Here is a 26,091-nt window from a genome sequence, read left to right as displayed (position 1 = left end):
GCCGAACGCCCGCCGGAGGTCAGGGGGCGGATGCCGGCGCCGCCTCCGTGGCCGGGTCGGACAGCGAGAGGCGACGGGTGGCGATCCGCCAGCCCACCGCGTAGACCAGCGTCACCAGTCCGCAGCCGGCGAGCACCACCCGCTCGTCGACCACGTCCACCACCGAGGCCACCACCAGCTGGCTGACCGAGATGGCCAGCGTCGCCAGCATCATGTCGGTGGCGAAGACCCGGCCGCGCAGCCGGTCCGGCACCTCGCCCTGCAGGGCGAAGTTCGACAGCACCCAGTTGCTGCCGCCGCCGAAGTGGGCCACGAAGACCAGGACCAGCACCAGCGGGAACCAGCCGACCACCGAGGTGCCCAGGTAGGCCAGGCCGTACAGGGACATCGACGCGGCCAGACCAGGCAGCAGCCAGGCCCGGTTGGTGAGTACCCGGCGCATCAGGATCGGCCCGACCAGCGCCCCCGCGCCCCGGAACGCGAAGAGCAGCCCGGCGCCGACCGGGCCGACGCCGTACACGCCGGCGAGCAGCGGGAAGACGGTCAGCACGCCGTTGCCCAGCCCGACCGCCGACTTGACCGTAACCAGCGCCAGCACCCGCGGCCGGTGCCCGATGTAGCCCAGCGCCTCCCGGATCGCCGCCCAGGTGCGCGGCGTCGGCAGGTCGGCGTCCCGGGGGGCCTGCAGGGGCCGGCGGATCAGCGCGGCCAGGCCCGCGGCCAGCGCCAGGCCGACCGCCGCCACCCAGAAGCAGGCGTACGGCCCGGCCGCCGCGCTCAGCACGCCGCCGAGCGAGGCGCCGACCACGGTCATCGTGCCCCAGGCGGAGCCGGCGATCGCGTTGCCGGCGGCCAGTTCGTCCGGGTCGAGCACATTGGGCAGGGCGGCCTGCGCGGCGGGCGAGTAGAACGCCTTCGCCACCGCCACCGCGGCGATCGCCAGCATGGCCAGCCAGGCGGTACCGGCGCTGCGCACGCCGAGCAGGAGCAGCACCCCGAGCAGGGCGGCGACGTTCGCCACCATCATGATCTTCTTGCGGTCGAACCGGTCGGCGATGGTTCCCGTGTACGGCAGCAGCAGCGCGACCACCCCGGTGTCCAGGGCGAGCACCAGCGCGCCCCAGACGCCGCTGCCGGTCAGCTTCGGCAGGAGCACCAGCAGCGGCACCATGACGAACCAGTCGGCGCCGAAGACCACCAGCTCGGCCAGGAAGAGGTTGCGGAAGTTCCGGTTGCGGGTGAGGACCGAAAAGGTGGGCGACACGTGCCCGAACCTTACCCGGCCGCTCACACCGCGGCGGTGCGTCGCACCAGCTGGGAGACGGTGACGAAGGTGTCGCCCGTCTGGTCGTCCGAAGTGGATGATCGACAACCGACGGTAGGGGGCCGCCGCAACGCCGGCACAGGGCCAAGGTCACGGCGGGCTGTCGGAGTTTCGACAGCACAGCGCCCCCGGCCGGTGGTACGGGCCGGGGGCGCTGTGCGTGGTCGGACTACTCCTCGGTCGGCGGCAGCGGCGAGCGCCGGCTCTTCGGCAGCCGCAGCACCTCGAACTGGTCCGTGCCGTCCAGCAGCGCGGCCGAGGGCGCCGGCCGGGCCGGCGACCCGGCGGCCGGCGTACCAGTGGCGGCGACCGCGGCCGGGACCGGTGCCTCGGCCTCGTCCCCGGCGGCGGCCGGCGCGGCCGGCTCGACCGGGGCCGGGCCGCCGGAGCGCCGGGCCCGGCGGGCCCGCAGCGACTCCTTGGTGCGCTCCACCATGGTGTAGAGCGTCGGCACCAGCACCAGGGTCAGCAGCGTCGAGCTGAGCAGACCGCCGATCACCACCACGGCCAGCGGCTGGGAGATGAAGCCGCCCTCGCCGGTCAGCCCGAGGGCCATCGGCAGCAGCGCGAAGATGGTGGCGACCGCGGTCATCAGGATCGGACGCAGCCGCCGCCGGCCGCCCTCGACCACCGCCTCGGTCACGCCCATCCCCTGCGCCCGGTACTGGTTGACCAGGTCCAGCAGCACGATCGCGTTGGTCACCACGATGCCGACCAGCATGAGCACGCCGATCAGCGCCGGCACGCCCAGCGGGGTGCCGGTGGCCAGCAGCAGGCCGATCGCGCCGGTCGCGGCGAACGGGATCGAGATCAGCAGGATCAGCGCCTGGGTGATGCTGCGGAAGGTCGCCACCATGATCAGGAAGACGATCGCGATCGCGGCCAGCACCGCCAGGCCCAGGTCGCCGAAGGCGTCCTCCTGCTCGGCGCTCGCGCCACCGACGGTCACCGTCGCGCCGGGTACGTCGATGTCGGCGACCCGCTTCCGCAGCTCCTGGGTGATCGCCCCCAGGTTGGAGCCGGTGGCGGTGCCGGTGACGGACACGCTGCGCTCGCCGTCGATCCGGGTGACCTGCTGCGGTCCGTAGCCCTCGGTGACGTCCGCGATGTCGTCCAGCTTGACCGGGCCGACCGGCAGGGCGCGCAGCTGCTCCATGGTCGTCGGCGGAGTGGCCGAGGTCCGCAGCACCACGTCCTGCTGACCGCCGTCCAGGGTCACCCGCCCCAGCGGGGCACCCCGGTACGCCTGCGACACCAGCTGCCCGACCGCCGCCTCGCTCAGCCCGACCCGGGCCGCGGGGAGCCGGTCGACGGTGACGTCGACCCGGGCCACCCGCGTCGCCAGGCTGGTCGAGACGTCCTCGACGTCCGGCGTGCCGGCCATCGCCGCGTGAGCCTCCTCGGCGGCCCTGGCCAGCGTCTCCTGGTCGGCGGCCTGGACGACCAGCTCCAGCTGGTCACCCTGGCCCTGGCCGAAGGTGAGCTCGCCGCCCTCGGCGCCGAGGGCGTCGAACTTCTCCCGCAGGATCTCCTTCATCTCCTTGGCGTCGGTGTCGCCGTCGAGCGCCACCGACCAGCGGGCGGTGTTGTTGCCCCCGCCGGCCAGCCACGGCTGGTCGCTGCCGCCCGCCGTGACCTGGTACGTCTCGACGCCGTCGGTCCGGCCGAGCACCTCCTCGACCCGGCGGGCCGCCTGGTCGGTGGCGGCCAGTCCGGCGCCCGCCGGCAACTCCTGGGTGATGTTCAGGGTGTCCTGGCCGGAGTCGTCCAGGAAGTTGGTCTCCAGCTTCTGGGCGAGGCCGAACGTGCCGAGCAGCACCAGCAGCCCCACCGCGACGGTGATCCAGCGGGTCCCACGGGTGCGGGTGGCGAACCCGATCGTCGGCAGGTACGCCCGCTGCAACGGGCTGCGCAGCTCCTTCTCCTCGGCGGCCCGGCGCACCTCGGCGTCGTCCGCCCCGGCCCGGCGCGGCGTGAGGAACCAGTACGCCAGCACCGGGATCACGGTCAGCGAGACCAGCAGCGAGGCGAGCAGGGCCACCGTCACGGTGATCGCGAACGGCGCGAAGAGCTGCCCGACGAAGCCGCCCACCAGCGCGATCGGTGCGAACACCGCGACCGTGGTGAGGGTCGACGCGGTCACCGCGCCGGCCACCTCGCGGACCGCGGCGACGATCGCGTCCCGCTTGGGTTCGCCGTACTCCAGGTGGCGTTTGATGTTCTCCAGCACCACGATCGAGTCGTCGACCACCCGGCCCACGGCGATGGTGAGCGCGCCGAGGGTGAGCAGGTTGAGCGAGTAGTCGCCGACCCAGAGCGCGAGCAGCGCCACCACCACCGACAGCGGGATGGAGACCGCGGTGACCAGGGTGGAGCGCACCGACAGCAGGAAGACCAGGATCACCACCACGGCCATGAGCAGGCCGAGCAGGCCCTCGGTGGTCAGGCTCTCGATCGACTTCTCGACGAACGGCGCCTGGTCGAAGACGACGGTCAGCTCGGCGCCGGAGGCGGAGCGCAGGGCGTCGAGCCGGTCCCGGATCTCGTGCGAGATGCGCACGGCGTTGCCGTCCGGGGCGGCGATCACCTGGACGCCGAGGCTCTCGATGCCGTTGGTGCGGGTGATCGCGGTGGCCGGGGCGAGCTGCTGCTGCACGGCGGCCACGTCACCGAGGCGGACCGGCGGCGCCTTGGGCACGCTCGGGGTGAGCACGATGCCGCGCAGGTCGTCCAGGGTGGTGATCGGGGCGCCGACCTGCACCGGGAGCGCCCGGGTGCCGTCGGTGACCGTGCCGGCCGGCACGGAGATGCCGTTGGTCTTCAGCGCCGTCGGAATGGCGGTCGGCGCCAGCTTCGCGGCGGCGAACTTCGCCGGGTCCGGCGTGATCGTCACGACCTGGTCGCGGGTGCCGGTCACCTCGACGGTACGGACGCCGTCGATCCCCTCCAGCTCGGGTACGACGGTGCTGCGCAGCTTCTCCGCCAGCGCCCGCTCGTCACCGCCGCCGCTGGCGGCGAGCACCACCGCGGGCAGGTCGTCGGTGCTCCCGGTGAGGACCTGCGGGTCCACCTCCGCGGGGAGCTGCGCGTCGATCCGGCCCAGCGCGGTCTGCATCTTGTTGGCCGCGTCGTCGACGTCGGTGCCGAACTCGAACTGCACCGAGACGGTCGCCGAACCCTCCCGCGAGGTGGAGGTGACCTTCTCCAGCCCGGGCAGGCCCTGGAGGCTGTTCTCGATCGGCTCGGTGACCTGGGACTCGACGATCTCCGGCCCGGCGCCGGGGTAGACCGCCACGACGAACGCGCCGGGGAACTCCAGCGACGGCAGCAGCTGCTGCTTGAGCGAGGGGACGGCGAACGCCCCGAACGCCGCGGTCACCACCGCGATCAGGGCGACCAGTCCCCGGTTGGCGAGGCTGGATCTGGCGAGCAGCGACATCGGCGGACTCACTCCTGCAGGAGGTCGACGGGGTGACCAGAGTGTGCCCGATTCACTTTCCCCCACCCCCACCGGGCCACCGCCGCCCCCACCCACCGGCACCCCGCTCGTTGACCATGAAGTTACCGCCGGAGGAAAGCGCGTTCCGTCTTGTCAACTTCATGATCAACGCTCGACCCCGTCGCGGGGGCCCGGGGTCAGGCGAGGTCGAGGGAGCGGGCGGCGGCGAGGGGGTCGTTGGCGATGGTGACCGGGGCGGGGGCGGTGGAGATGGCCCACTCCGGGTCCTTGAGGCCGTGGCCGGTGACCGTGCAGACGACCGTGGAACCGGGCGGGACCCGGCCCGCCGCGGCCTGCTGGAGCAGGCCGGCCACGCTGGCCGCGCTGCCCAGCTCGACGAAGACGCCCACCTCCCGGGCGAGCAGCCGGTACGCCGACAGGATCTCCCGGTCGGTGACCGCCGCGATCAGGCCCTGCGAGGCGTCCCGGGCGTCGACCGCCTTCGTCCAGCTCGCCGGGTTGCCGATCCGGATGGCGGTGGCGATCGTGGACGGCTCGTGCACCACCTGGCCGGTCACGATCGGCGCGGCGCCGGCGGCTTGGAAGCCGTACATCTTCGGGGCCCGGGTGGCGTTGCCGGCGGCCAGGTCCTCGCCGTAGCCCATCCAGTACGCGGAGATGTTGCCGGCGTTGCCGACCGGCAGGCAGTGGATGTCGGGGGCGTCGCCGAGCGCCTCGACGATCTCGAAGGCGGCAGTCTTCTGGCCGTGCAGCCGGTCCGGGTTGACCGAGTTGACCAGCGCCACCGGGAAGTCCTGGGCGAGCTTCGCGGCCAGCGACAGGCAGTCGTCGAAGTTGCCGTGGACCTGGAGCAGCTTCGCCCCGTGCACCAGCGCCTGGGCGAGCTTGCCCAGCGCGATCTTGCCCTGCGGCACCAGCACCGCGCAGGTGATCCCGGCCCGGGCCGCGTACGCCGCGGCGGAGGCGCTGGTGTTGCCGGTGGAGGCGCAGATGATCACCTTGTCGCCCGCCTCGACCGCCTTGGACACCGCGACGGTCATCCCGCGGTCCTTGAACGAGCCGGTCGGGTTGGCCCCCTCGACCTTCAGGTGCACGTCACAGTTGAGTCGGGCGGAGAGCACCGGCGCGGGCAGCAGCGGCGTGTTCCCCTCGTGCAGGGTGACGACGGGGGTGGCGTCGGTGACCGGCAGTCGGTCCCGGTACGTCTCGATCAGACCGCGCCACATGTCGCTCTCCTCGCCTCGCCCCGTCCCAATCGGGGGTGTCTCAAGCCTGGACCAGCCGACGGGGGCGGCGACCGGCGCACCCGCCGCCACCCACCAGACGGGACGCCCTACTGCCCGCCCTCCACCCGCAGCACGCTGGTCACCGATCCGACGATGTCCAGCCCGCGCAGCTCGCGTACGGTCGCGGCGAGCGCCGCGTCCGGCGCGACGTGGGTGACGATGACCAGCTCGGCGTCGGAACCCCGACCGGCCGGCCCGCCGCCCGCCGGGCCCTGCCGCACGGTGGCGATGGAGACCTCGTGCCGGGCGAACACCCCGGCCACCGCCTCCAGCACACCCGGACGGTCGGCCACGTCGAGGCTGATGTGGTAGCGGGTCAGCGCCTCCCCCATCGGCCGCACCGCCAGGTCGGCGTACGCGGACTCGCTGGCCGCCCGCGCCCCGGCGAGCCGGTTGCGCGCCACCGCCACCACGTCGCCGAGGACGGCGCTGGCCGTCGGCGCGCCACCGGCGCCCCGGCCGTAGAACATCAGCTGCCCGGCCGCCTCGGCCTCGACGAAGACCGCGTTGAACGCGTCGCCGACGCTGGCCAGCGGGTGGGTCAGCGGGATCATCGCCGGGTGCACCCGCACGCTGACCGTCTCCCGGCCCTCCGCGTCGGCGCCCCGGGCCGCGATGCAGAGCAGCTTGATCGTGCAGCCCATCGCCCGGGCGCTGGCCACGTCCGCGGCGGTCACCTCGGTGATCCCCTCGCGGTGCACGTCGGCGGCGGTGACCCGGGTGTGGAACGCCAGCGAGGCGAGGATGGCGGCCTTGGCGGCGGCGTCGAAGCCCTCCACGTCGGCGGTGGGGTCCGCCTCGGCGTACCCGAGCTCGGTGGCCTCCTCCAGCGCCTCGGCGAAGCCGGCGCCGGTGGCGTCCATCGCGGAGAGGATGAAGTTGGTGGTGCCGTTGACGATGCCGGTGACCCGGTTGATCCGGTCCCCGTGCAGCGAGTCGCGCAGCGGGCGCAGCAGCGGGATCGCCCCGGCCACCGAGGCCTCGTAGTAGAGGTCGGCGCCGCCCTCGGCCGCCGCGTCGTGCAGGGCCGCGCCGTCCTCGGCGAGCAGCGCCTTGTTGGCGGTGACCACGCTCTTGCCGGCCCGCAGCGCCTCGACCAGCCAACCGCGCGCCGGCTCGATGCCGCCGACCACCTCGACCACCACGTCGATGTCGTCGCGCTTGATCAGCCCGAGCGGGTCGGTGGTGAACAGCGCCGGGTCGACCGGCAGGTCACCGCGGTCGCGCCCGACCCGGCGTACGGCGATGCCGGCGATCTCCAGTGGGGCGCCGATCCGGGCGGCGAGGTCGGCCGACTGCTCGTGCAGCAACCGGACCACCTCGCTGCCCACGGTCCCGCAGCCGAGCAGCGCCAAACGCACAGGTGACGTCATCCAACATCCAATGCCAACAGGTCCTCTTCGGTCTCCCGCCGGACGATCAGCCGGGCCCGGCCGTCCCGCACCGCGACCACCGGGGGGCGGGGCACGTGGTTGTAGTTGCTGGCCATGCTGCGGCAGTACGCGCCCGTGCCGGGCACCGCGACAAGATCTCCGGGCTGCACGTCGGCGGGCAGGAATTCATCCTTCACCACGATGTCCCCGGACTCACAGTGCTTTCCCACCACGCGGGCGAGCATCGGCTCGGCCACCGACGCCCGGTTCGCCATCGTGGCAGAGTACGAGGCGTCGTAGAGCGCGGTGCGGATGTTGTCGCTCATCCCGCCGTCGACGCTGACGTAGGTGCGGATCCCGTCGACGTCCTTGACCGTGCCGACCTCGTACAGGGTGAAGACCGCCGGGCCGACGATCGCCCGACCGGGCTCGATCGACAGGTGCGGCACGGCCAGCCGCTCGGCCGCGCACTCGCCGTCGACGATCTTGCGCAGCCGCTTGGCCAGCTCCTGCGGCGAGGCCGGGTCGTCCTGGGTGGTGTACGCGATGCCGAAGCCGCCGCCGAGGTCCAGCTCGGGCAGCTCCACCCCGCGGGCGTCGCGGATCTGCGCCTGCAGGGCGAGCACCCGGCGGGCGGAGACCTCGAAGCCGCTGGCGTCGAAGATCTGCGACCCGATGTGCGAGTGCAGGCCGCGCAGGTCGAGCACGCCCTCGTCGAGCACCTTGAAGGCGGCCGCCGCGGCCGCCCCGCCGGCGAGCGAGAAGCCGAACTTCTGGTCCTCGTGCGCGGTGGCGATGAACTCGTGGGTGTGCGCCTCGACGCCGACGGTGACCCGGATCAGCACGCCGGGGCGTACCCCGCGCTCGCGGGCCAGCGCGGTGAGCCGGTCGATCTCGGTGAACGAGTCGAGGATGATCCGGCCCACCCCGGCGTCCAGCGCCCGGGTCAGCTCGGCCACGGACTTGTTGTTGCCGTGGAAGCCGATCTTCTCCGGCGGCATCCCCGCCGAGAGCGCGGTGGCCAGCTCGCCGCCGGTGCAGACGTCGAGGTGCAGGCCCTCCTCGGCGATCATGCGGACCACGGCACGGCAGAGGAACGCCTTGCCCGCGTAGTAGACGTCGACGTCCTGGAAGGCGGCGCGGAAGTCGCGGCAGCGCGAGCGCAGGTCGTCCTCGTCGAGGACGTACAGCGGGGTGCCGTACTCGGCGGCGATGTCGTGGATGCCCAGGCCGGCGACGGCGAGCGCGCCGTCGGCGCCGCGGGTCACGTTGCGCGGCCACAGCTGCGGCACCAGGGCGTTGACGTCGGTCGGGGTACGCAGCCACGCCGGCTCCCGGCTGCCGATGTCGCCGTGCAGGGCACCGGCCTCATGCGCGCGCACGAATGCTCACATCCTCTCCGGAGCGGTGACGCCGAGCAGGTGCAGGCCGTTGGCGATGACCACCCGCGTCGCGTCGTTGAGCCAGAGCCGGGCCCGGTGCAGGTCGGTGACCTCCTCGTCGCCGCGCGGCAGGATCCGGCAGTTGTCGTAGAACCGGTGGTACGCCCCGGCCAGCTCCTCCAGGTAGCGGGCCACCCGGTGCGGCCCCCGCAGCTCGGCGGCGGTGGCCACCACGGCCGGGAACTCGGCGAGCGCCTTGAGCAGCTCGTTCTCCTTCTCGTGCCCGAGCAGCTCGGCCCGGAAGCCAGCGGCGTCGCCGCGGGTCAGCCCGACCTCGGCGGCGTTGCGCCCGACGCTGGCCGTCCGGGCGGCGACGTACTGCACGTAGTAGACCGGGTTGTCCCGGGTGGCCCGGGTCCACAGCTCGACGTCGATGTCGATCGGGGAGTCGCTGGAGTAGCGGGCCAGCGCGTACCGGGAGGCGTCCACGCCGATCGCGTCGACCAGGTCCTCCAGGGTAACCACGGTGCCGGCCCGCTTGCTCATCCGCACCGGAGCGCCCTCGCGGACCAGGTTGACCAGCTGGCCGATGAGGATCTCCAGGTTGCGGTCCGGGTCGTCGCCGAAGCAGGCCGCCATCGCCTTCATCCGGCCGATGTAGCCGTGGTGGTCGGCGCCCAGCATGATCACGACCCGCTCGAAGCCCCGCTCGCGCTTGTCCAGGTAGTAGGCGCAGTCGGCGGCGAAGTACGTCCACTCGCCGTTGGACTTGCGCAGCACCCGGTCCTTGTCGTCGCCGAAGTCGGTGGTGCGCAGCCAGGTCGCGCCCTCGGACTCGTAGAGGTGCCCCTGCTCCCGCAGCCGGTTGAGCGCGTGGTCCAGCTCACCGCGGTCGTGCAGGTCCTTCTCGTTGAAGTAGGTGTCGAACTCCACCCCGAAGGCGCGCAGCGAGGACTTGATCTCGGCGAACATCAGCGCGACGCCCTCGACCCGGAAGACCTCCTGGGCGGCGGCGTCGTCCAGCTCCAGCACGTCCGGCCGGACGGCGCGGACCTGCTCGGCGATCTCGGCGATGTACGCGCCGCCGTACCCGTCCTCGGGGGCCGGCTCGCCCTTCGCGGCGGCGAGCAGCGACCGGGCGAACCGGTCGATCTGGGAGCCGGCGTCGTTGAAGTAGTACTCGGTGCCCACGTCGGCGCCGGTGGCGCGGAGCAGCCGGCTCAGCGCGTCACCGACGGCCGCCCAGCGGACGCCGCCGATGTGCACCGGGCCGGTGGGGTTGGCCGAGACGAACTCGAGGTTGATCTTCTGGCCGGCGAGGGCGTCGCTGCGGCCGTACTCCGCGCCGGCCTCGACGATCGACCGGGCGAGCTGGCCCGCGGCGGCGGCGTCGAGCCGGATGTTGAGGAAGCCGGGGCCGGCGATCTCCACGGACTTGACCCCCGGGGCGCGGCCGAGCTGGTCGGCCAGCGCGGCGGCCAGCTCCCGCGGCGGGACCCCCACCTTCTTGCTGAGCTGCAGCGCCAGCGTCGAGGCGTAGTCGCCGTGCTCGGGATTGCGCGGTCGCTCCACCGCCGTCCGCGCCGGGAGCGCGGCCGGGTCCAGGCCCCGCTCGGTGAAGACGGCGTGGGCTGCGGAGAGGACGACCTCGGCGAGTTCTGCGGGAGTCACCGAACCATGTTATCGGGGGTAGACTCGGTCACTCGGCGGCGACCCTGCGCGTCACCCTGCCCGCCAATCCCCTGACCGACCGACCTGACGAGGCACCATGAGCATCAGCACCCCGGGCGGCCCGGAGCGCCGTCCGACCGTGGTCAGCACCGGCAAGAAGCCGGCGGCTGGCCGGCCCGCGTCCGGCGCCAAGCCCGGGGCCGGCAAGTCGGCGGGCTCCCCCCGTCAGACCTCGGGTGGCAAGGGCCCCCGCAAGCCGATCACACCGGTCAAGGTGAGCCAGGGCCGGCCCTGGGGCCCGATCGCGCTCTTCGTGGCCGTCGGCGTACTCGCCGCGGCGATCATCGGGTACGGCGCGTACGCGGCCTTCCAGGGCTCCAAGCCGTGGGAGAAGCGGGCGGCCGACATCGACGGCATCGTCGACTTCCGGGAGAAGGACGCCAAGCTCGTCCAGGGCGGCCAGCACCAGCAGGGCCCGATCAAGTACGACGTCAACCCGCCGGTCGCCGGCCCGCACAACGCGGCCTGGCAGAACTGCATGGGTGACGTCTACGACGCCCCGATCGCCAGCGAGCACGCGGTGCACAGCATGGAGCACGGCGCGGTCTGGATCACGTACCGCTCCGACCTGCCGGCCGACCAGGTGACGAAGCTCAAGACCAGGGTCCAGGGCAAGGAGAAGCTGATGCTCAGCCCGTTCGACGGGCTGGACAAGCCGATCTCGCTGCAGGCCTGGGGCTACCAGCTCAAGGTCGACAACGCCGACGACGGCCGGATCGACGACTTCATCAAGACCCTGCGCGTCAACGCCTCGGTCGAGGGCCCGAACGCCAACTGCGGCCAGGGCATCACGGCCACCGGCACCACCCCGCGCGACCCGCAGCCCACCCAGTAAGGACGGCCATGACCGCTCCCGTGACGACGGCCAGCGCACCCGACGAGGCCCCGGTCACCGACGACGGTGGCCGGCGGTCCGCGCGCCGCTACGGCGTCCTCGCGCTGACCGCCGCCGTCGTGGTCGGTCTCCTTCTGGGTTACGCCGGCGGCCTGCTGACGCCGAGCCTCACCCGACCGGGTGACAGCTCGGCCGAGGCGGGCTTCGCCCGGGACATGACCAGCCATCACGCCCAGGCGGTGGAGATGGGGCTGATCGCCTTCCAGAAGGGCAGCGACCCGGAGGTACGCCAGGTCGGCGGCGACATCGCCACCGGTCAGCAGGGCGAGATCGGCACCATGCAGACCTGGCTGCGGTCGTGGGGGCTGGACCCGACCGGCTCCGACCCCGCGATGGCCTGGATGCCGGACGGCCGGGACAGCCTCCGGGACGGGCTGATGCCCGGCATGGCGACGCCGCAGGAGATGGCGCAGCTGCGCGCGGCGCAGGGACACGACCTCGACGTGCTCTTCCTGCGCATGATGATCAAGCACCACCTGGGTGGGATCCACATGATCCAGGGCATCCTCGACCACGGCGGGGACGACGACGTGCTCACGGTCGCGCAGACCATGAAGAACACCCAGCAGACGGACCTGGTCAACCTCCAGAACGCCCTCAAGCGCCTGGGCGGCTGATCCCGGCACCCGGCTCGACGGAGGCCCGCGTACCGCCCTGGCGGACGCGGGCCTCCATCCGTTCCGATCCACCCGGTGCCCCTTTACGCCCTTTTAGCAGCCTTTGGCCGCTCCGACCGATTGCGGTCGTTGGAGACTTTTCTCCCCACATATCGTGACCAGTTGCGATTCGGGCTCGTTGCGCAGGACGTGGGGGTTGCACTGAGAGACGCGCGGCGGTCGGTCACCAGCTGGTGCCGGCGCCACACCATCGGCGGTGACGGAGCGGTGGCAGCCGTCCGTCGCGGACACCGGCAGGGCGAGCCCGGAACGCTCAGCCGCGAACAGGAACTCGAACTGATCGACATCCTGCGGGGCGTCCACCCCGACGAGCTCGGGCTGGACGAGGAGCTGTGGACGCGACAGAGCCTGACCACGCTGATCCAGCGCCAGTTCGACCTGGCGATGGACGCCGGCACCGTCGGGGCGTACCTGCGGGCCTGGGGGTTGGGTCCGCGGGAGCCGCGGGAGCGGGCCTGCGGGCTCTGCGTGGGCGCGGTCGAGCGCTGGGTACGCAGCGAGTACCCGGCGATCACCCGGGCCGCTCAGGAGCACTCGGCGGAGGTCTACTGGATCGGCCGGGTACGCCTGCGCGGCACCATGCCGGCCGCGGACGTGATCTCTGCGGTGTCGTCCCGGGGCCGGGTCCGGTTCATGGTCACCACGCCCGGCGTGGACGCGCCGCTCCCCCGCGACTTCGTGCTGCGGCTCAGCGGCGCCGAGGAGCGCACCGTGCACCTGATCGTGGACGGCTCGTGGCCCAAGAACGAGTGGCCCCGACGCCTCCCCCGCCGCATCGTCCTGCACCCCCTCCCCAGCTGCGGCCGCGCCCTCGCCGCCGCCTGACCCCCCGCCCTTTCGCGTTGATCATGAAGTTGTTGTCGGCGGGCACGGCGTGTCGGGACAACAACTTCATGATCAACGCGGGATTCGAGGGACACGGAGGGGGGACCGGGTGCCGATTCGGTGTTCGGAACGGGGTTTGGTACTCTTCTCGGGTCGCTGAGCCCCCGTAGCTCAGGGGATAGAGCACCGCCCTCCGGAGGCGGGGGCGCAGGTTCGAATCCTGCCGGGGGCACATCACTGACATACGCGAATGGCCCCGGCTGCCCAGCCGGGGCCATTCGCGTTTCCGACAGAATCTCGTCCGGTCTCCCCGAACGGGATCAGGAAAATCCGCATCACACAGGCAGAACCCGAAACCTTGCCCGGACGGAAGGAATGCCCCTGATGCGGACCCTGCGCCTGATGACTGCCGCTCTCAGCCTCTCGATCCTGACCGGCTGTACGACCGAACCGGAGAATGTCGACGGAGAGGCGGGATGCCGTGCCTGCAGGACGCGGAGGAGGCGTGCCAGGACGCGCTGCTCCAGGTTGCCCTGCACATCACCCGGTTCGAGGGCCGGTCGAAGTTCTCCACCTGGCTGCACGTCGTGGTCGCCAACTGCGCCCGGCAGACGTACCGCTCGCTGAAGCGGCGCGCGGCCGAGCGGACGGCTGCCGCGCTGCCGGTCGATGTCCCGGACCCGCGGACCACGAGCGTGATCGCCGGTTCCCGCCTGGACCTGCTGGACGCGTTGGAACGCCTCGAGGCCCAGCGGCCGAACCTGGTGGCCGCTCTGGTGCTGCGGGACCTGTGCCAGCTGGACTACGACGAGATCGCCGAGCAGCTCGCGATACCCGTCGGCACGGCGAAGTCACAGGTTCACCGGGCGCGGCAGCACGTCCGCCATTCGCTCGACGGTGCGTGACGGCGCCCAGCGGGGCCGGACGCCCGCACCAGCCCCCGACCGTCCGGGCAGGCCTGGCCAGACTCGTCGCGTCTGACCGGATCTGAGCGGTCCGTGCCAGGCGGCCTGACGGCTGGACCGAGTGGGTCCGGGGCTGCCCTGCCGCTCCCCGGGTCGGCACGCCCACGCAGGTCGCGGCCCCGGTGGCCCGGTGGCGGGCGGGGACCGGCCCGGGCCGGAGACCGGCGACACAGCCGGCGATGTCTACCGCGTCACCTCGCGGCCGGGGAACCGGACGCCCGCACCGGGCGAGGCATGGAGCGGACGCCACATTGCCGGATTGTTACAACTCGCGCCCATCGGAAACTTGCGGATCGCCTTCGGCCGTGAATAAGTTGTGGTACGCAACAAAACCTCGTGAGGCCTAACCCAGCGAGAGGCATCCATGATGTTGGCGAGGTGCAGCAAGTCATGAGCAACGCGCCCATCCTCCTGGAGATGCGCTCCATCACCAAGGAGTTTCCGGGAGTCAAGGCTCTTTCCGACGTCAACCTCGTGGTTCGCGCCGGTGAGATCCACGCCATCTGCGGCGAGAACGGTGCGGGCAAGTCGACGCTGATGAAGGTGCTCAGCGGCGTCTACCCGTACGGCACGTACGACGGCGACATCATCTATCAGGGCGCCGAGACCCGCTTCTCCGACATTCGGGCGAGCGAGGCCGCCGGCATCGTGATCATCCACCAGGAGCTCGCGCTCATCCCGCACATGTCGATCACCGAGAACATCTTCCTCGGCAACGAGCCGCGCAAGCGGGGTGCGATCGACTGGAAGGCCGCGAACCGGATGGCCCTGGACCTGATGGCCCGGGTCGGTCTCCAGGAGGACCCGGACACCCTGATCAAGGACATCGGCGTCGGCAAGCAGCAGCTGGTGGAGATCGCCAAGGCGTTCGCCAAGGACGTCAAGCTGCTCATCCTGGACGAGCCCACCGCCGCGCTCAACGAGGCGGACTCGCGCCACCTGCTGGACCTGCTGCGCGGCTTCCGCTCGCGGGGCATCACCTCGATCATGATCTCGCACAAGCTGAACGAGATCGAGGCGATCGCCGACCAGATCACCATCCTGCGCGACGGCAGGACGGTGGAGACCCTGGACGTCCAGGCGGGCGGGGTCGACGAGGACCGGATCGTGCGGGGCATGGTCGGTCGCGAGCTGAGCAGCCGCTTCCCGGACCACACGCCCAAGATCGGCGAGGTCTTCTTCGAGGTCCGCGACTGGAACGTCCGGCACCCGATCTCGGCCGAGCGCCAGGTCTGCAAGAACGAGAGCTTCGTCGTGCGCCGCGGCGAGATCGTCGGCTTCGCCGGCCTGATGGGCGCGGGCCGCACCGAGCTGGCGATGAGCGTCTTCGGCCGCTCCTACGGCGTGTACGAGTCGGGCACGATCATCAAGGACGGCAAGGAGATCGTGCTGAAGTCGGTGGCGGACGCGATCGCCCACGGGCTCGCGTACGTCAGCGAGGACCGCAAGGCGATCGGCCTCAACCTGCTCGACGACATCAAGACGTCGACGGTGGCCGCCAAGCTGTCCAAGGTCTCCCGGCGCGGCGTCCTGGACGAGGTCGCGGAGTACAAGGCGGCCGAGGCGTACCGCCGGGAGCTGCGGACCAAGACCCCGTCGGTCGACGAGGGCGTCTCCAAGCTCTCGGGCGGCAACCAGCAGAAGGTCGTCCTGGCGAAGTGGATGTTCACCGACCCCGACCTGCTGATCCTCGACGAGCCGACGCGCGGCATCGACGTGGGCGCCAAGTACGAGATCTACGGAATCATCCAGCGGCTCGCCGACCAGGGGAAGGGCGTCGTCGTCATCTCCTCGGAACTGCCTGAGCTGATCGGGCTCTGCGACCGCATCTACACCGTGTTCGAAGGAACCATCACCGGCGAGATCGCCCGCGAGGATGCGGACCCGGAGACCCTCATGAAGCAGATGACCTCTACGAAGAAGATGCAGACACGATGAGCCGATTGAAGGACCTGCAGAAGAACCTCTTCGGAGGCACCACCTCCAACGCCCGCCAGTTCGGGATGATCTTCACCCTCGTGGCGATCGTCGTCCTGTTCCAGATCCTCACGGACGGGCTGACCCTGCGGTCGGACAACCTGATCGCGCTGTTCCAGCAGAACTCGTACATCCTCATCCTGGCCATCGGCATGCTGATGGTGATCGTCGCCGGGCACATCGACCTGTCGGTCGGCTCGGTCGCCGCCATCGCCGGCATCCTGGTGGCCAAGTCGATGGCGGAGTGGTCGCTGCCCTGGCCCGTCGCCATCCTCTTCGGCCTCGCCATCGGCGCTGTCATCGGCGCCTGGCAGGGCTTCTGGGTCGCCTACATCGGGGTACCGGCGTTCATCGTCACCCTGGCGGGCTTCCTGCTCTTCCGCGGCGGCAACCAGTTCATCGGCAACGCGAACACCATCCCGGTGCCGGAGGACTTCCGGCTGATCGGCTCGGGCTTCCTGCCCGAGGTCGGGCCCAGCACGGGCTACAACAACCTGACGCTGCTGCTCGGCCTCGCCGCCTGCGTGGCCGTGGTGTGGCGGGAGTTGAAGTCCCGCAAGACCCGTCGGGAGATGGACGCCGACCCGGCACCCATGTGGATCTCGGTCCTCCGGATGGCCGTCATGGTCGGTCTGATCGTCTTCGCCTCGCTGCGCTTCGCCAGCGGCCGGGTCGGCACCAGCTTCCCGGTCTCCGGCATCATCCTGGTGGCGCTGGTGCTGGCGTACTCCTTCTACACCCGCAACACCGCCGGCGGCCGGCACATCTACGCGGTCGGCGGCAACTCCCGGGCCGCGGAGCTCTCCGGTGTGAAGCTCAAGCGGGTCAACTTCTTCGTCATGATGAACATGTCGGTCCTGGCCGCGCTGGCCGGCATGATCTTCGTGGCCCGTTCGGCGGCCTCCGGTCCGCAGGACGGCAACGGCTGGGAACTGGACGCGATCGCCGCGGTCTTCATCGGCGGCGCGGCCGTCTCCGGCGGCATCGGGACCATCAGCGGCTCGATCGTCGGTGGTCTGGTCATGGCCGTGCTCAACAACGGCCTGCAACTGCTGGGTGTCGGCACCGACCGCGTCCAGATCATCAAGGGCCTGGTCCTGCTGCTGGCCGTCGCGCTCGACGTCTACAACAAGAAGCAGGGGCGCTTCTCGATCATCGGCAGCCTCACCCGCTCGTTCCGCCGAGACGCACCCAGCACGCCCTCGTCCCCGTCGGAAGCGGAGCGCGAGCCCGCCAAGACCGCGGTGTCCGGCTGACGGCCACCGACCTCTCCCCTTTCACCACAGAAGAAGGGCACTACTCCCCATGCGCAATCTCCTCGCCAAGACGGTGGCCATCGGCGCCATCGCGACGCTGGCCCTGACCGGCTGCGGCTCCGGCCGTGACGGTGAGTCCGGCGGTGCCGGCGCCCCGACCAAGGGCTTCGCGGCCGACTCCCTGATCGGTGTCGCCCTGCCGTCGAAGACCTCGGAGAACTGGGTCCTCGCCGGTGACCTGTTCACCAACGGCCTGAAGGAGGCCGGCTTCAAGAGCGACGTGCAGTACGCCGGCGCGTCGACCACCGTTGCCGACCAGCAGGCTCAGATCACCGCCATGGTGACCAAGGGCGCCAAGGTCATCGTCATCGGCGCGACCGACGCCGCGCAGCTGTCGACCCAGGTCGCCGCGGCGCACCAGGCCGGCGTGAAGGTCATCGCCTACGACCGGCTGATCACCAACACCCCGGACCTCGACTACTACGTCGCCTTCGACAACTTCAAGGTCGGCCAGCTCCAGGGCCAGGCCCTGCTGGACGGCATGAAGGCCAAGAAGCCGAACGGCCCGTACAACATCGAGCTCTTCTCCGGCTCCCCGGACGACAACAACGCCGGTGTCTTCTTCAACGGCGCGATGAGCGTGCTCAAGCCGGAGATCGACAAGGGCAACCTCGTCGTCGCCTCGAAGCAGACCGACGTCAAGCAGACCGCCATCCAGGGCTGGAAGGCCGAGGGTGCGCAGGCCCGCATGGACCAGCTGCTGACCTCCGCCTACGGCAACAAGCAGCTGGACGGCGTCCTCTCCCCGAACGACACGCTGGCCCGCGCGATCATCACCTCGATCAAGGGTGCCGGCAAGCCGATCCCGGTCGTGACCGGTCAGGACTCCGAGGTCGAGTCGGTCAAGTCGATCATGGCTGGCGAGCAGTACATGACGATCAACAAGGACACCCGGAACCTGGTCAAGCAGACCATCGCGATGGTGAAGTCCCTCCAGGCCGGTGACAAGCCGGAGATCAACGACACCAAGTCCTACAACAACGGCAGCAAGGTCGTCGACACGTACCTGCTCCCGCCGGTCGCCGTGACCAAGGCGAACGCGGCCGAGGCGTACGCGAACGACCCGAAGCTCGCGCCGCTCACCAAGTAACACCAGCGGGTAGTCACGACGTCGGGTCCCGGAAGTCCGTTTCCGGGACCCTTCGTTGTACTCCCCGACAGATACCCACAACCGACCGGGAGGCGGCCTGACCGTGGCGACACCCATGCGGTCCGGGCCACCCCGGCAGGGCCGCAACCCGGAACCCCTGCCGGCCTCGGCGCCCGGCGCCAGCCAGGAGGAGATCCGCCGGCAGAACCTCGGCGCCGTGCTGCGCTACGTCCACGTGCACGGCCCGACCTCCCGCGCCGAGCTGACCAGTCGGCTCCGGCTCAACCGGAGCACCATCGGCGCACTCGCCGCCGACCTCGCCGCCGCCGGCCTGGTGACCGAGGAGGTGCCCACCACCGCCCGCCGCGCCGGCCGCCCCTCACTGGTGGTCAGCCCCCGCTCCGGCCGCGTCTACGCGCACGCGCTGAGCATCGAGGCGGACCGGCTGCGCGCCGCCCGCGTCGGCCTCGGCGGCCGCATCCTCGACCTGCGCGAGGCCGACCGTCCGTCCGGAATGGCGGCCCCCGACGCCGTCGCCCCGCTGGCCGACCTCGTCCGCGACATGGAACGCGCCGTCCCCGGTGACGCGCTGCTGGCCGGCGGCGCGGTCGCCGTGGTCGACACGACCCGCGACGCCGACGGCCGGATCCGGATCGGCGGCGCCGACGAGACGCTGCACGCCGCGCTCAGCGCGGAGTTCGCGGCCGGCCCCCGATTCGTCACCGGCGACCTGGCCGACATCGCCGCCCTCGCCGAGCACGTCCGGGGCGTGGCGGCGGGGGTCAACGACGTCGTCTACCTGCACGGCGACCTGGGCGTCAGCGCCGGCATCATCAGTGGCGGCCGGCTGGTGCTCGGCCACCGCGGGCGCAGCGGAAAGGTCGGCCACATGGTGGTCAACCCGGACGGCCTGCCCTGCGGGTGCGGCTCACGCGGCTGCTGGGAGACCGAGATCGGCGAGGCGGCGCTGCTGCGGCACGCCGGCCGGAAGCCGGGCGACCCGGACGCGGTCGCCGACGTCCTGCGCGCGGCGGCGGCTGGCGAGCAGCCGGCGGTCGCGGCCGTGGAGCGGGTCGCCGACTGGCTCGGGTTCGGCGTGGCCAACCTGGTCAACGTGGTCAACCCGAACACCGTGGTGTTCGGCGGCTCGCTGCGCGAGCTCTACCTCGCCGGCGCGGACACCGTCCGCCGCCGCCTGGACACGATGGTGCTGCCGCCCTGCCGCGAGATCGTGCACCTGCGCGCGGCGGCGCTCGGCCGCGACGCCGCCCTGATCGGCGCCGCCGAACTGGCCTTCGACACGCTCCTGGCGGACCCGCTGCAGATCGCCGCCACCGGCTAGGCGACCTGCCCGGCGGTCCGTCCGAGCGCGGCCGGCCGGCACCCGGCGCCTGGCCGGTCCCCAGCCAGCGGCAGCGGACCCGAGGGCGCACGACACGTCGCCGGCGCTCGGCCGGCCCCGGTGGACCGGAACCGAACGTCAGCCGGCCGCCCGCCGGGCCCGGGCCCGGCGCTTCCCCTCGTGCATGGCCTGCACCCGGGCGACCGGAATGGTCCGCCCCTCGGCGACCACGTCGGCCGGGAGCCGCTGCGGCGCCGGCAGCGCGTCGGCCCACGGGTCCCGGTCGGCCACCAGCGCCGGCACCGTCCGCACCGTGAAGTCGGCCGGGGTGACCCGGTCGAGGTCGTCCCAGGCCACCGGGAAGGAGACCGGCAGGCCGGGCCGGACCCGCGGGCTGTACGCGGCCACCACCGTCGCCCCGCCGGCCCGGGTCGCGTCGACGAAGACCCGGCCACCCCGGTCCTCCCGGATGAAGGCCGTGGTGGCCAGGGCCCGGTCGAGCCGTTCGGCGTGCACGGCGAGGGCGCGGGTGGCGGCGGCCGCCTCCTCCGCGGTGGTCGCCGGGTCGACCGGTACGAAGACGTGCACGCCCTTCGCCCCGCTGGTCTTCACCGCCCCGGCCAGGCCCACGTCGTCGAGCGCCCGCCGCACCAGCGCGGCGGCCCGGACGACCAGCCCGAACGGCTCCCCCTCCGGCGGGTCGAGGTCGAGCACCAGGTGGGTCGGGTGCTCGGGGTGCGCCACCGTACTCAGCGTCGGGTGGTACTCGATCGCCCGCTGGTTGGCGAACCAGAGCAGGGTGCGCCGGTCGTCGCAGAGGGCGTACGACACCTGCCGGTGGGACGCCTCCGCCCAGACGGAGGTGCGGCGCACCCAGTCCGGCGTGTACTTGGGCAGGTTCTTCTGCATGAACGGGTCCTGCCCGCGCAGCAGCCGGATCACCGAGAGCGGCCGGTCGCGCAGGCCGGGCAGGATGCGCTCGCGCACGGCGTCCAGGTAGTCGACCAGGTCCCGCTTGGTGACGTCACCGCCGGCGAGCAGCGGTTGGTCCAGGTTGGTCAGCCCGACCCCGTCCCGGGTCTCCTCCGCCCCGCTCATCAGCCCACCTTCCCGGCTGCGCCGTCCGGCCGCAAGCCGACGCGGCGGTCAGCCCGCGAACGGGTCGCCGCCGCCGCGCAGCGCGTCGAGCATCCCGGCGGCCCGGGTCCGGGCCGCGTCGTACACGCCGGAGCCGAGGCTGATCCGGGCCACGCCGAGGCGGGCCAGCTCCCCGACCCCGGGGGTGCCGGGGCGCAGCAGCACGTTCACCGGCCCGTCGACCGCCGCGACGAACCGCCCGATCAGCTCCGGGTCGGCCAGCAGGATCGGGTAGACGCAGTCGGCGCCGGCGGCGCGGTAACGATTGGCCCGGCGGACCGCCTCGTCGAACGCCCGGGCCGGATCGCCGGCGGCGCGCAGGAAGACGTCCACCCGGGCGTTGACCACCAGGTCCGGCCCGGCCGCCGCCCGGACGGCGGCGAGCAGGGCCGCCTGATCGTCCACCTCGCACAGCCGTCCGGTACCCGGTTCGGAGTCCTCCAGGTTGAGTCCGGCCGCCCCGGTGGCGAGCAGTCGCTCGACCAGTTCGGCCGGCGGCAGGCCGTACCCCCGCTCCAGGTCGGCGGTGACCGGCACCTCGACGGCCCGGACGACCCGGGCCACCGCGGCGAGCATCTCGGCCACCGGGGTCGCCTCGCCGTCGGTGTGGCCGAGCGATTCCGCCACGGCGGCGCTGCTGGTGGCGACGGCGGGGAAGCCGGCGGCGACGACGGCGCGGGCGGAGCCGGCGTCCCAGGCGTTCGGCAGGATCAGCGGGTCGCCGGGGCGGTGCAGGGCGCGCAGCGCGGCGGCGGAACGGGTCGACGTCATGGGTCGATTCTCGGCCGGCGGGTGGCCCACCTCTAAGCTCCAATCCCGTGCCGATGGACTGGGCCGGTTTCGGCGTCGACCTGCACCTGGAGCTGGACGCCAGCGGCGGCCGGCGGGCCGGGCTGGAACGCGCGCTGCGCGCGGCCATCCGGGACGGCCGGCTGCCGCCGTCGACGCGGCTGCCCGCGACCCGGGCGCTCGCCGCCGAGCTGGGCCTGGCCCGGGGCACCGTCAGCGCCGCGTACGACCAGTTGGTCGCCGAGGGCTGGCTGGTGGCCCGGGTCGGCTCCGGCACCGAGGTGAGCCCGCTGCGGCAGGCCGGGCCGCCGGCCGCCACGCCGCCGCCCGGTCCCGCCGCGCCCCGGTACGACCTGCGGCCGGGCAGCCCGGACGTAGGCGCCTTCCCGGTCACCGCCTGGCTGCGGGCCACCCGCCGGGCGCTGGCCGTCGCCCCGGCGAGCGTGTACGGCTATGGCGATCCGCGCGGGCGGGCCGAGCTGCGGGCCGCGCTCGCCGGCTACCTGGGCCGGGCCCGTGGTGTGCTGGCCGACCCCGAGCGGATCGTCGTCACCAGCGGGTACGTCCAGGCGCTGGTGCTGCTGACCACGGTGCTGGCCGACGCCGGCGCGCCGACGGTGGCGATGGAGGACCCGGGGTTGCCCTTCCACCGCGAGGTGGTGCGCCGCCAGGGCGGCCGGGTGCTCCCGCTGCCGGTGGACGACGGCGGGGCCCGCACCGACCTGCTCGGCTCCGGTGAGCTGGCCGGGGTGGCGGCGGCGGTGGTCACCCCGGCCCACCAGTACCCGACCGGGGTGACGCTGCGCCCGGACCGCCGGCACGCGCTGACCGGCTGGGCCCGGGACGCCGCCGCCCTGGTGGTGGAGGACGACTACGACGGCGAGTTCCGCTACGACCGGCAGCCGGTCGGCGCGGTGCAGGGCATGGCCCCGGAGCAGGTCGCCTACGTCGGCACCGCGGCGAAGACCCTCGGCCCGGCGTTGCGGCTGGCCTGGCTGGTGCTGCCGGCCCGGCTGGTCGAGCCGGTGGTGGAGGCCAAGCGCCACCTGGACGTGCAGACCGAGGTGGTCGGGCAGCTCGCGCTCGACGACCTGATCACCAGCCACGGGTACGACCGCCAGGTGCGCACCGTCCGCCGCCGCTACCGGCAGCGGCGTGACCTGCTGCTGGACCGGCTGGCCGGGCTGACGCCCGTCGGCGGGGTCGCCGCCGGGCTGCACGCCACCGTCGCGCTGCCGTCGGGCGGGCCGACCGAGGCGGAGGTGCTGGCCGCCGCGGCCGCCCGGGGACTGGCGCTGACCGGGCTGGACGCCCACCGGCACCGCCCCGGGGCGGGCCTGCCCGGGCTGGTCGTCGGGTACGCCACCCCGCCCGCGCACCGCTATCCGGCCGCGCTGGACGAGCTGGCCACGGTGCTGCGTACCGTCTCGAACCCGCCCTGACCTCGGCGCAGCGCCACCAGTGCGACCAGCAGCGCGGCGGTGACCAGGGCGGCCGCGGCGGCGAACGCGGCGCGGTAGCCGGCGGCGAGGGCGTCGGTCCCGGCCCGGCCGGCGGCGCCCAGCACGTCGGTGCGGTGGGCGGCCAGGGTGGCCAGCGCGGCCAACCCGAGCGCGCCGCCGACCTGCTGGGTGGTGTTGGCCAGCCCGGAGGCGAGGCCGGCGTCGGCCGGGTCCGCGCCCGCCATGGCGAGGGTGGTGACCGCCGGCAGGGTCAGCCCGCCGGCCAGGCCGAAGACGAGGATCGCCGGGAGCACGTCGGTCGGGTAGTCGCCGTCCACCGGCAGCCGGGCCAGCAGCAGGAACCCGGGTACGGCCAGCGCCAGCCCGGTGAGCAGCACCGCCCGGCCGCCGAACCGGGCGATCAGCCGCCCGGCGAGGCCGAGCGAGACCACCGCGATCACCACCGGGGTGGGGAGGAAGGCCAGTCCGGTGGCGGCCGGCGCCAGGCCCAGCACGAGCTGGAGTTCCAGGGCCAGCAGGAACTGGAAGCCGAAGAACGCGGCGATGGTGAGGAACTGGACCAGGTTCGCGGCGACCAGGTCCGGCGTGCGCAGCACCCGGGGCGGTAGCAGCGGGGTGGCGGCGACCGCCTGCCGGAGCGCGAACGCGCCGAGCAGCGCCCCGGCCAGCAGCGCGGCGGCGAGGGTGCGCGGGGACGTCCAGCCGTGCTCGCCGGCGCCGACGATCGCCACCACGGTGGCCATCAGGCCGGCGGTGACCAGCGCCGCGCCGGGCAGGTCGAGGCCGGCCCGCAGCCCGATGCCGGAGTCGGCCGGCACCCACCGCGCGGCGCCGCCCACGATGAGCAGGCCGATCGGCAGGTTGATCAGGAAGATCGCCGGCCAACCGGCCAGCTCGGTGAGGAACCCGCCGGCCAGCAGGCCGAGCGAGGCGCCGGCCGCGCCGGTGAAGCTGAACACCGCGATGGCCCGCGCCCGCTCGACGGGCGCGGGAAAGAGCCCGACGACCATGCCGAGGCCGACCGCGCTGGTGAGCGCCCCACCGGCGCCCTGGAGGAACCGGGCGACGACCAGGGTGGTCGGGTCGCCGGCCAGCGCGCAGGCCACCGAGGCGAGGGTGAACAGGGCGACCCCGGCGAGGAACACCCGCCGGCGGCCGGCCAGGTCGCCGAGCCGCCCGGCGAGCAGCAGCAGCCCACCGAACGCGACCAGATAGGCGTTGACCACCCAGGGCAGGTCGGCGGCGGCGAAGCCGAGGTCGCGCTGGATGGCGGGCAGGGCCACCGCGACGATGGTCCCGTCCAGAATGATCATCAGGCTGCCGGCGCAGAGCACGAGCAGCGCCGCCCATCGGTTCGTCATCGACGTCCTCCTTGGTGCACGGTTTGTTACCAAGGCCATCGTCTGTGACCATCAGACCGAGCGGAAGGAGGCACTTTGGTGTCCCAGGGGAACAGCTGTGTGTCCATCGGGCGCGCCCAGGCCCGCGCCTGCACCGTCCGCGAGGCGCTGGACCGGGTCGGTGGCAAGTGGAGCATCGGCATCCTGGTGGCGGCCGCCAAGGGGCCGGTCCGCTTCACCGAACTGGAACGGCAGGTGGAGGGGATCAGCCGGCGGATGCTGACCCTCACCCTGCGCAACCTGGAACGGGACGGCCTGCTGCACCGGCGGGTGTACCCGACCGTGCCGCCGAAGGTCGAGTACACCGCCACCCCGATGGCCCTGGAGCTCTACGAGTCGCTGGTGGCGCTCACCGACTGGGCCGAACGGCACCGCGGGGCGATCAGCGAGGCGCGGGCCGCGTACGACCAGGAGCACGCGGCGCAGTGACTCCGGCGGCGACCGGCGCGTCCCACTCGACGTGGTGGTCGTACAGCCAGGCGAGGGAGGCGCCGCCGGTCTTCGCCATCCGCCTGGCGTACAGGGGCAGGGCGACGTCCCGCACCAGCCGGGCGACCGGACCGGCGGCCTTGGTGCCGCTGTTCCGCCGCCCCTGCGCCACCACCCGCTCGACCCGCTCCCGGCGCAGCCGCTCGTACGCGGTGAAGGCGGCCGGCACGTCGGGCAGGTCGCGCAGGCACCGGGCCAGCGTCACCGCGTCCTCGAACGCCATCGCCGCGCCCTGACCGGAGGAGGGGGCGGCGGTGTGCGCCGCGTCGCCGATGACGATCATCCGGTCGCGGTGCCAGACGGGCAGCGACGGCAGGTCGTAGGTGGGCCAGCCGTACCGGATCCGGTCGGTGGCCTCGACGATGCGCAGGGCCGGGCCGGCGTCGTCCGCGAAGAGGGCGCGCAGCCGGGCGCGGGACTCCTCCGGGCCGATGGCGGCGAGCTGGTCCGGGGCCAACTCCGCCGGCTGGGGCGGGTTGGCGAACCACCAGATCTCGTCGTCGCCCACCGGGATCCAGCAGAAGAAGCACCGCCGACCGAAGACCATGTTCATCACGCCCGGCTCGCCGGGCAGCCCGAGGCCGCGGGTGAAGCCACTGGCGTTGAGCAGCGGGACGTAGCGGGGCGCGGGCGCCGCCGGGTCGATGATCTCCCGAGTCCGCGAGCGCAGCCCGTCCGCGCCGATCAGGAGGTCACCCTCGGCGCTCCGGCCGTCGGCGAACCGGGCCGTTACCCCCGCCCCGGTCGACTCGGCCGACACCAGGCGGGCGCCGTGCACGATCGGCACGCCCTGCCGGGCGGCCTCGTCACGCAGCTCCCGGTAGAGGTCGGACCGACGCACCGTGGTGCTGCCCCGCCCCCGGGTACGGGTGCCGCTGGTGCCGAACTCGCCCAGCCGGCGGCCCTGGTGGTTGAACATCGCCATCCGGGGAGTCGGGTGGCCGAGCCCGGCGACCAGCGCGTCCAGGCCGATCGCCCGCAGCGCGTCCATCCCGTTGACCGAGAGGGTCAGGAAGGAGCCCACGCCGACGGCGTCCCGCTCGTACGCCTCGTGGATCGCCGAGTCGATGCCGGCGCGGCGCAGGGCGAGGGCGGCGACCGGGCCGGCGATGCCAGCACCGATGATCAATGCTTTAGTCATGTCATGACTATACATAGAATGACTATGAT

Annotated in this window: 20 protein-coding genes and 1 tRNA gene; 11 read left to right on the top strand and 10 right to left on the bottom strand. The window is 72.8% G+C overall.

Annotated elements, in window-relative coordinates:
* Window positions 1–19 precede the first annotated feature (19 nt).
* From M2302_RS00485 to argS, 6 genes are all read right to left on the bottom strand, one after another.
* On the bottom strand, window positions 20–1,264 hold the full coding sequence (locus M2302_RS00485; protein ID WP_280835983.1) for an MFS transporter: 1,245 nt from the start codon (window positions 1,262–1,264) through the stop codon (window positions 20–22).
* A 229-nt stretch (window positions 1,265–1,493) separates the two neighbouring features.
* Window positions 1,494–4,763, bottom strand: coding sequence for an efflux RND transporter permease subunit (locus tag M2302_RS00480; RefSeq protein ID WP_280835982.1), 3,270 nt, complete (start codon window positions 4,761–4,763; stop codon window positions 1,494–1,496).
* Window positions 4,764–4,960: 197 nt separating this feature from the next.
* The gene (gene thrC, locus M2302_RS00475; RefSeq protein ID WP_280835981.1) at window positions 4,961–6,010 is read right to left on the bottom strand and encodes a threonine synthase; all 1,050 of its coding nucleotides are present in this window, start codon (window positions 6,008–6,010) and stop codon (window positions 4,961–4,963) included.
* A 107-nt stretch (window positions 6,011–6,117) separates the two neighbouring features.
* Window positions 6,118–7,431: a homoserine dehydrogenase gene (locus M2302_RS00470; protein ID WP_280836235.1), complete on the bottom strand. Its 1,314-nt coding sequence runs from the start codon at window positions 7,429–7,431 to the stop codon at window positions 6,118–6,120.
* Window positions 7,432–7,439: 8 nt separating this feature from the next.
* Entirely contained in the window at window positions 7,440–8,825 is a 1,386-nt protein-coding gene (gene lysA / locus M2302_RS00465) for a diaminopimelate decarboxylase (protein ID WP_280835980.1), read from the bottom strand.
* A 6-nt stretch (window positions 8,826–8,831) separates the two neighbouring features.
* Window positions 8,832–10,496: an arginine--tRNA ligase gene (gene argS, locus M2302_RS00460; protein ID WP_280835979.1), complete on the bottom strand. Its 1,665-nt coding sequence runs from the start codon at window positions 10,494–10,496 to the stop codon at window positions 8,832–8,834.
* 97 nt (window positions 10,497–10,593) lie between these two features.
* Between argS and M2302_RS00455 the strand changes: the two genes are divergently transcribed.
* From M2302_RS00455 to M2302_RS00415, 9 genes are all read left to right on the top strand, one after another.
* The gene (locus tag M2302_RS00455; protein WP_280835978.1) at window positions 10,594–11,391 is read left to right on the top strand and encodes a DUF3105 domain-containing protein; all 798 of its coding nucleotides are present in this window, start codon (window positions 10,594–10,596) and stop codon (window positions 11,389–11,391) included.
* Between the two features lie 8 nt (window positions 11,392–11,399).
* A complete protein-coding gene (locus M2302_RS00450; protein ID WP_280835977.1) occupies window positions 11,400–12,068 on the top strand; it encodes a DUF305 domain-containing protein in 669 nt (222 codons plus the stop codon).
* Window positions 12,069–12,257: 189 nt separating this feature from the next.
* On the top strand, window positions 12,258–12,953 hold the full coding sequence (locus M2302_RS00445; protein ID WP_280836234.1) for a winged helix-turn-helix domain-containing protein: 696 nt from the start codon (window positions 12,258–12,260) through the stop codon (window positions 12,951–12,953).
* Window positions 12,954–13,113: 160 nt separating this feature from the next.
* Window positions 13,114–13,185, top strand: a tRNA-Arg gene (locus M2302_RS00440).
* Between the two features lies 1 nt (window position 13,186).
* Entirely contained in the window at window positions 13,187–13,858 is a 672-nt protein-coding gene (locus tag M2302_RS00435) for an RNA polymerase sigma factor (protein ID WP_348529394.1), read from the top strand.
* Between the two features lie 450 nt (window positions 13,859–14,308).
* Entirely contained in the window at window positions 14,309–15,856 is a 1,548-nt protein-coding gene (gene mmsA, locus M2302_RS00430) for a multiple monosaccharide ABC transporter ATP-binding protein (RefSeq protein ID WP_280835976.1), read from the top strand.
* Complete coding sequence (mmsB, locus tag M2302_RS00425; RefSeq protein WP_280835975.1) at window positions 15,853–17,151, top strand: multiple monosaccharide ABC transporter permease; 1,299 nt, start codon at window positions 15,853–15,855, stop codon at window positions 17,149–17,151. Before mmsA ends, mmsB begins: the two co-directional genes overlap by 4 nt.
* Window positions 17,152–17,200: 49 nt before the next feature.
* Window positions 17,201–18,301, top strand: a complete 1,101-nt coding sequence (locus tag M2302_RS00420; RefSeq protein WP_280835974.1) for a sugar-binding protein — start codon at window positions 17,201–17,203, stop codon at window positions 18,299–18,301.
* A 103-nt stretch (window positions 18,302–18,404) separates the two neighbouring features.
* Window positions 18,405–19,643 (top strand): ROK family protein, encoded by a 1,239-nt coding sequence (locus M2302_RS00415; protein ID WP_280835973.1) that lies wholly within the window; start codon window positions 18,405–18,407, stop codon window positions 19,641–19,643.
* Window positions 19,644–19,781: 138 nt separating this feature from the next.
* Here M2302_RS00415 and ligD read toward each other — a convergent pair whose 3' ends face one another.
* The gene (gene ligD / locus M2302_RS00410; RefSeq protein ID WP_280835972.1) at window positions 19,782–20,741 is read right to left on the bottom strand and encodes a non-homologous end-joining DNA ligase; all 960 of its coding nucleotides are present in this window, start codon (window positions 20,739–20,741) and stop codon (window positions 19,782–19,784) included.
* A gap of 48 nt (window positions 20,742–20,789) precedes the next feature.
* Window positions 20,790–21,551: an isocitrate lyase/phosphoenolpyruvate mutase family protein gene (locus M2302_RS00405; protein ID WP_280835971.1), complete on the bottom strand. Its 762-nt coding sequence runs from the start codon at window positions 21,549–21,551 to the stop codon at window positions 20,790–20,792.
* Window positions 21,552–21,604: 53 nt separating this feature from the next.
* Between M2302_RS00405 and M2302_RS00400 the strand changes: the two genes are divergently transcribed.
* Window positions 21,605–23,011: a PLP-dependent aminotransferase family protein gene (locus M2302_RS00400; RefSeq protein ID WP_280836232.1), complete on the top strand. Its 1,407-nt coding sequence runs from the start codon at window positions 21,605–21,607 to the stop codon at window positions 23,009–23,011.
* Here M2302_RS00400 and M2302_RS00395 read toward each other — a convergent pair.
* Entirely contained in the window at window positions 22,951–24,393 is a 1,443-nt protein-coding gene (locus M2302_RS00395) for an MFS transporter (RefSeq protein ID WP_280835970.1), read from the bottom strand. The genes M2302_RS00400 and M2302_RS00395 overlap by 61 nt on opposite strands.
* Before the next feature lie 99 nt (window positions 24,394–24,492).
* Here M2302_RS00395 and M2302_RS00390 point away from each other — a divergent pair, with 99 nt between their 5' ends.
* Window positions 24,493–24,861, top strand: a complete 369-nt coding sequence (locus M2302_RS00390) for a helix-turn-helix domain-containing protein (RefSeq protein WP_280835969.1) — start codon at window positions 24,493–24,495, stop codon at window positions 24,859–24,861.
* Here the strand turns inward: M2302_RS00390 and M2302_RS00385 are convergent.
* On the bottom strand, window positions 24,815–26,062 hold the full coding sequence (locus M2302_RS00385; protein ID WP_280835968.1) for an NAD(P)/FAD-dependent oxidoreductase: 1,248 nt from the start codon (window positions 26,060–26,062) through the stop codon (window positions 24,815–24,817). The genes M2302_RS00390 and M2302_RS00385 overlap by 47 nt on opposite strands.
* Window positions 26,063–26,091 lie beyond the last annotated feature (29 nt).

Source organism: Micromonospora sp. A200, from assembly GCF_029893845.1.
Lineage (GTDB): Bacteria > Actinomycetota > Actinomycetes > Mycobacteriales > Micromonosporaceae > Micromonospora > Micromonospora purpureochromogenes.
This window is presented reverse-complemented; position numbering and strand designations above follow the sequence as displayed.

Coding starts and splice junctions, on each gene's coding strand:
- M2302_RS00480 (WP_280835982.1), bottom strand. CDS start 4,763: ATGTCGCTGCTCGCCAGATCCAGCCTCGCCAACCGGGGACTGGTCGCC.
- thrC (WP_280835981.1), bottom strand. CDS start 6,010: ATGTGGCGCGGTCTGATCGAGACGTACCGGGACCGACTGCCGGTCACC.
- M2302_RS00455 (WP_280835978.1), top strand. CDS start 10,594: ATGAGCATCAGCACCCCGGGCGGCCCGGAGCGCCGTCCGACCGTGGTC.
- M2302_RS00450 (WP_280835977.1), top strand. CDS start 11,400: ATGACCGCTCCCGTGACGACGGCCAGCGCACCCGACGAGGCCCCGGTC.
- mmsA (WP_280835976.1), top strand. CDS start 14,309: ATGAGCAACGCGCCCATCCTCCTGGAGATGCGCTCCATCACCAAGGAG.
- mmsB (WP_280835975.1), top strand. CDS start 15,853: ATGAGCCGATTGAAGGACCTGCAGAAGAACCTCTTCGGAGGCACCACC.
- M2302_RS00420 (WP_280835974.1), top strand. CDS start 17,201: ATGCGCAATCTCCTCGCCAAGACGGTGGCCATCGGCGCCATCGCGACG.
- ligD (WP_280835972.1), bottom strand. CDS start 20,741: ATGAGCGGGGCGGAGGAGACCCGGGACGGGGTCGGGCTGACCAACCTG.
- M2302_RS00405 (WP_280835971.1), bottom strand. CDS start 21,551: ATGACGTCGACCCGTTCCGCCGCCGCGCTGCGCGCCCTGCACCGCCCC.
- M2302_RS00400 (WP_280836232.1), top strand. CDS start 21,605: ATGGACTGGGCCGGTTTCGGCGTCGACCTGCACCTGGAGCTGGACGCC.
- M2302_RS00395 (WP_280835970.1), bottom strand. CDS start 24,393: ATGACGAACCGATGGGCGGCGCTGCTCGTGCTCTGCGCCGGCAGCCTG.
- M2302_RS00385 (WP_280835968.1), bottom strand. CDS start 26,062: ATGACTAAAGCATTGATCATCGGTGCTGGCATCGCCGGCCCGGTCGCC.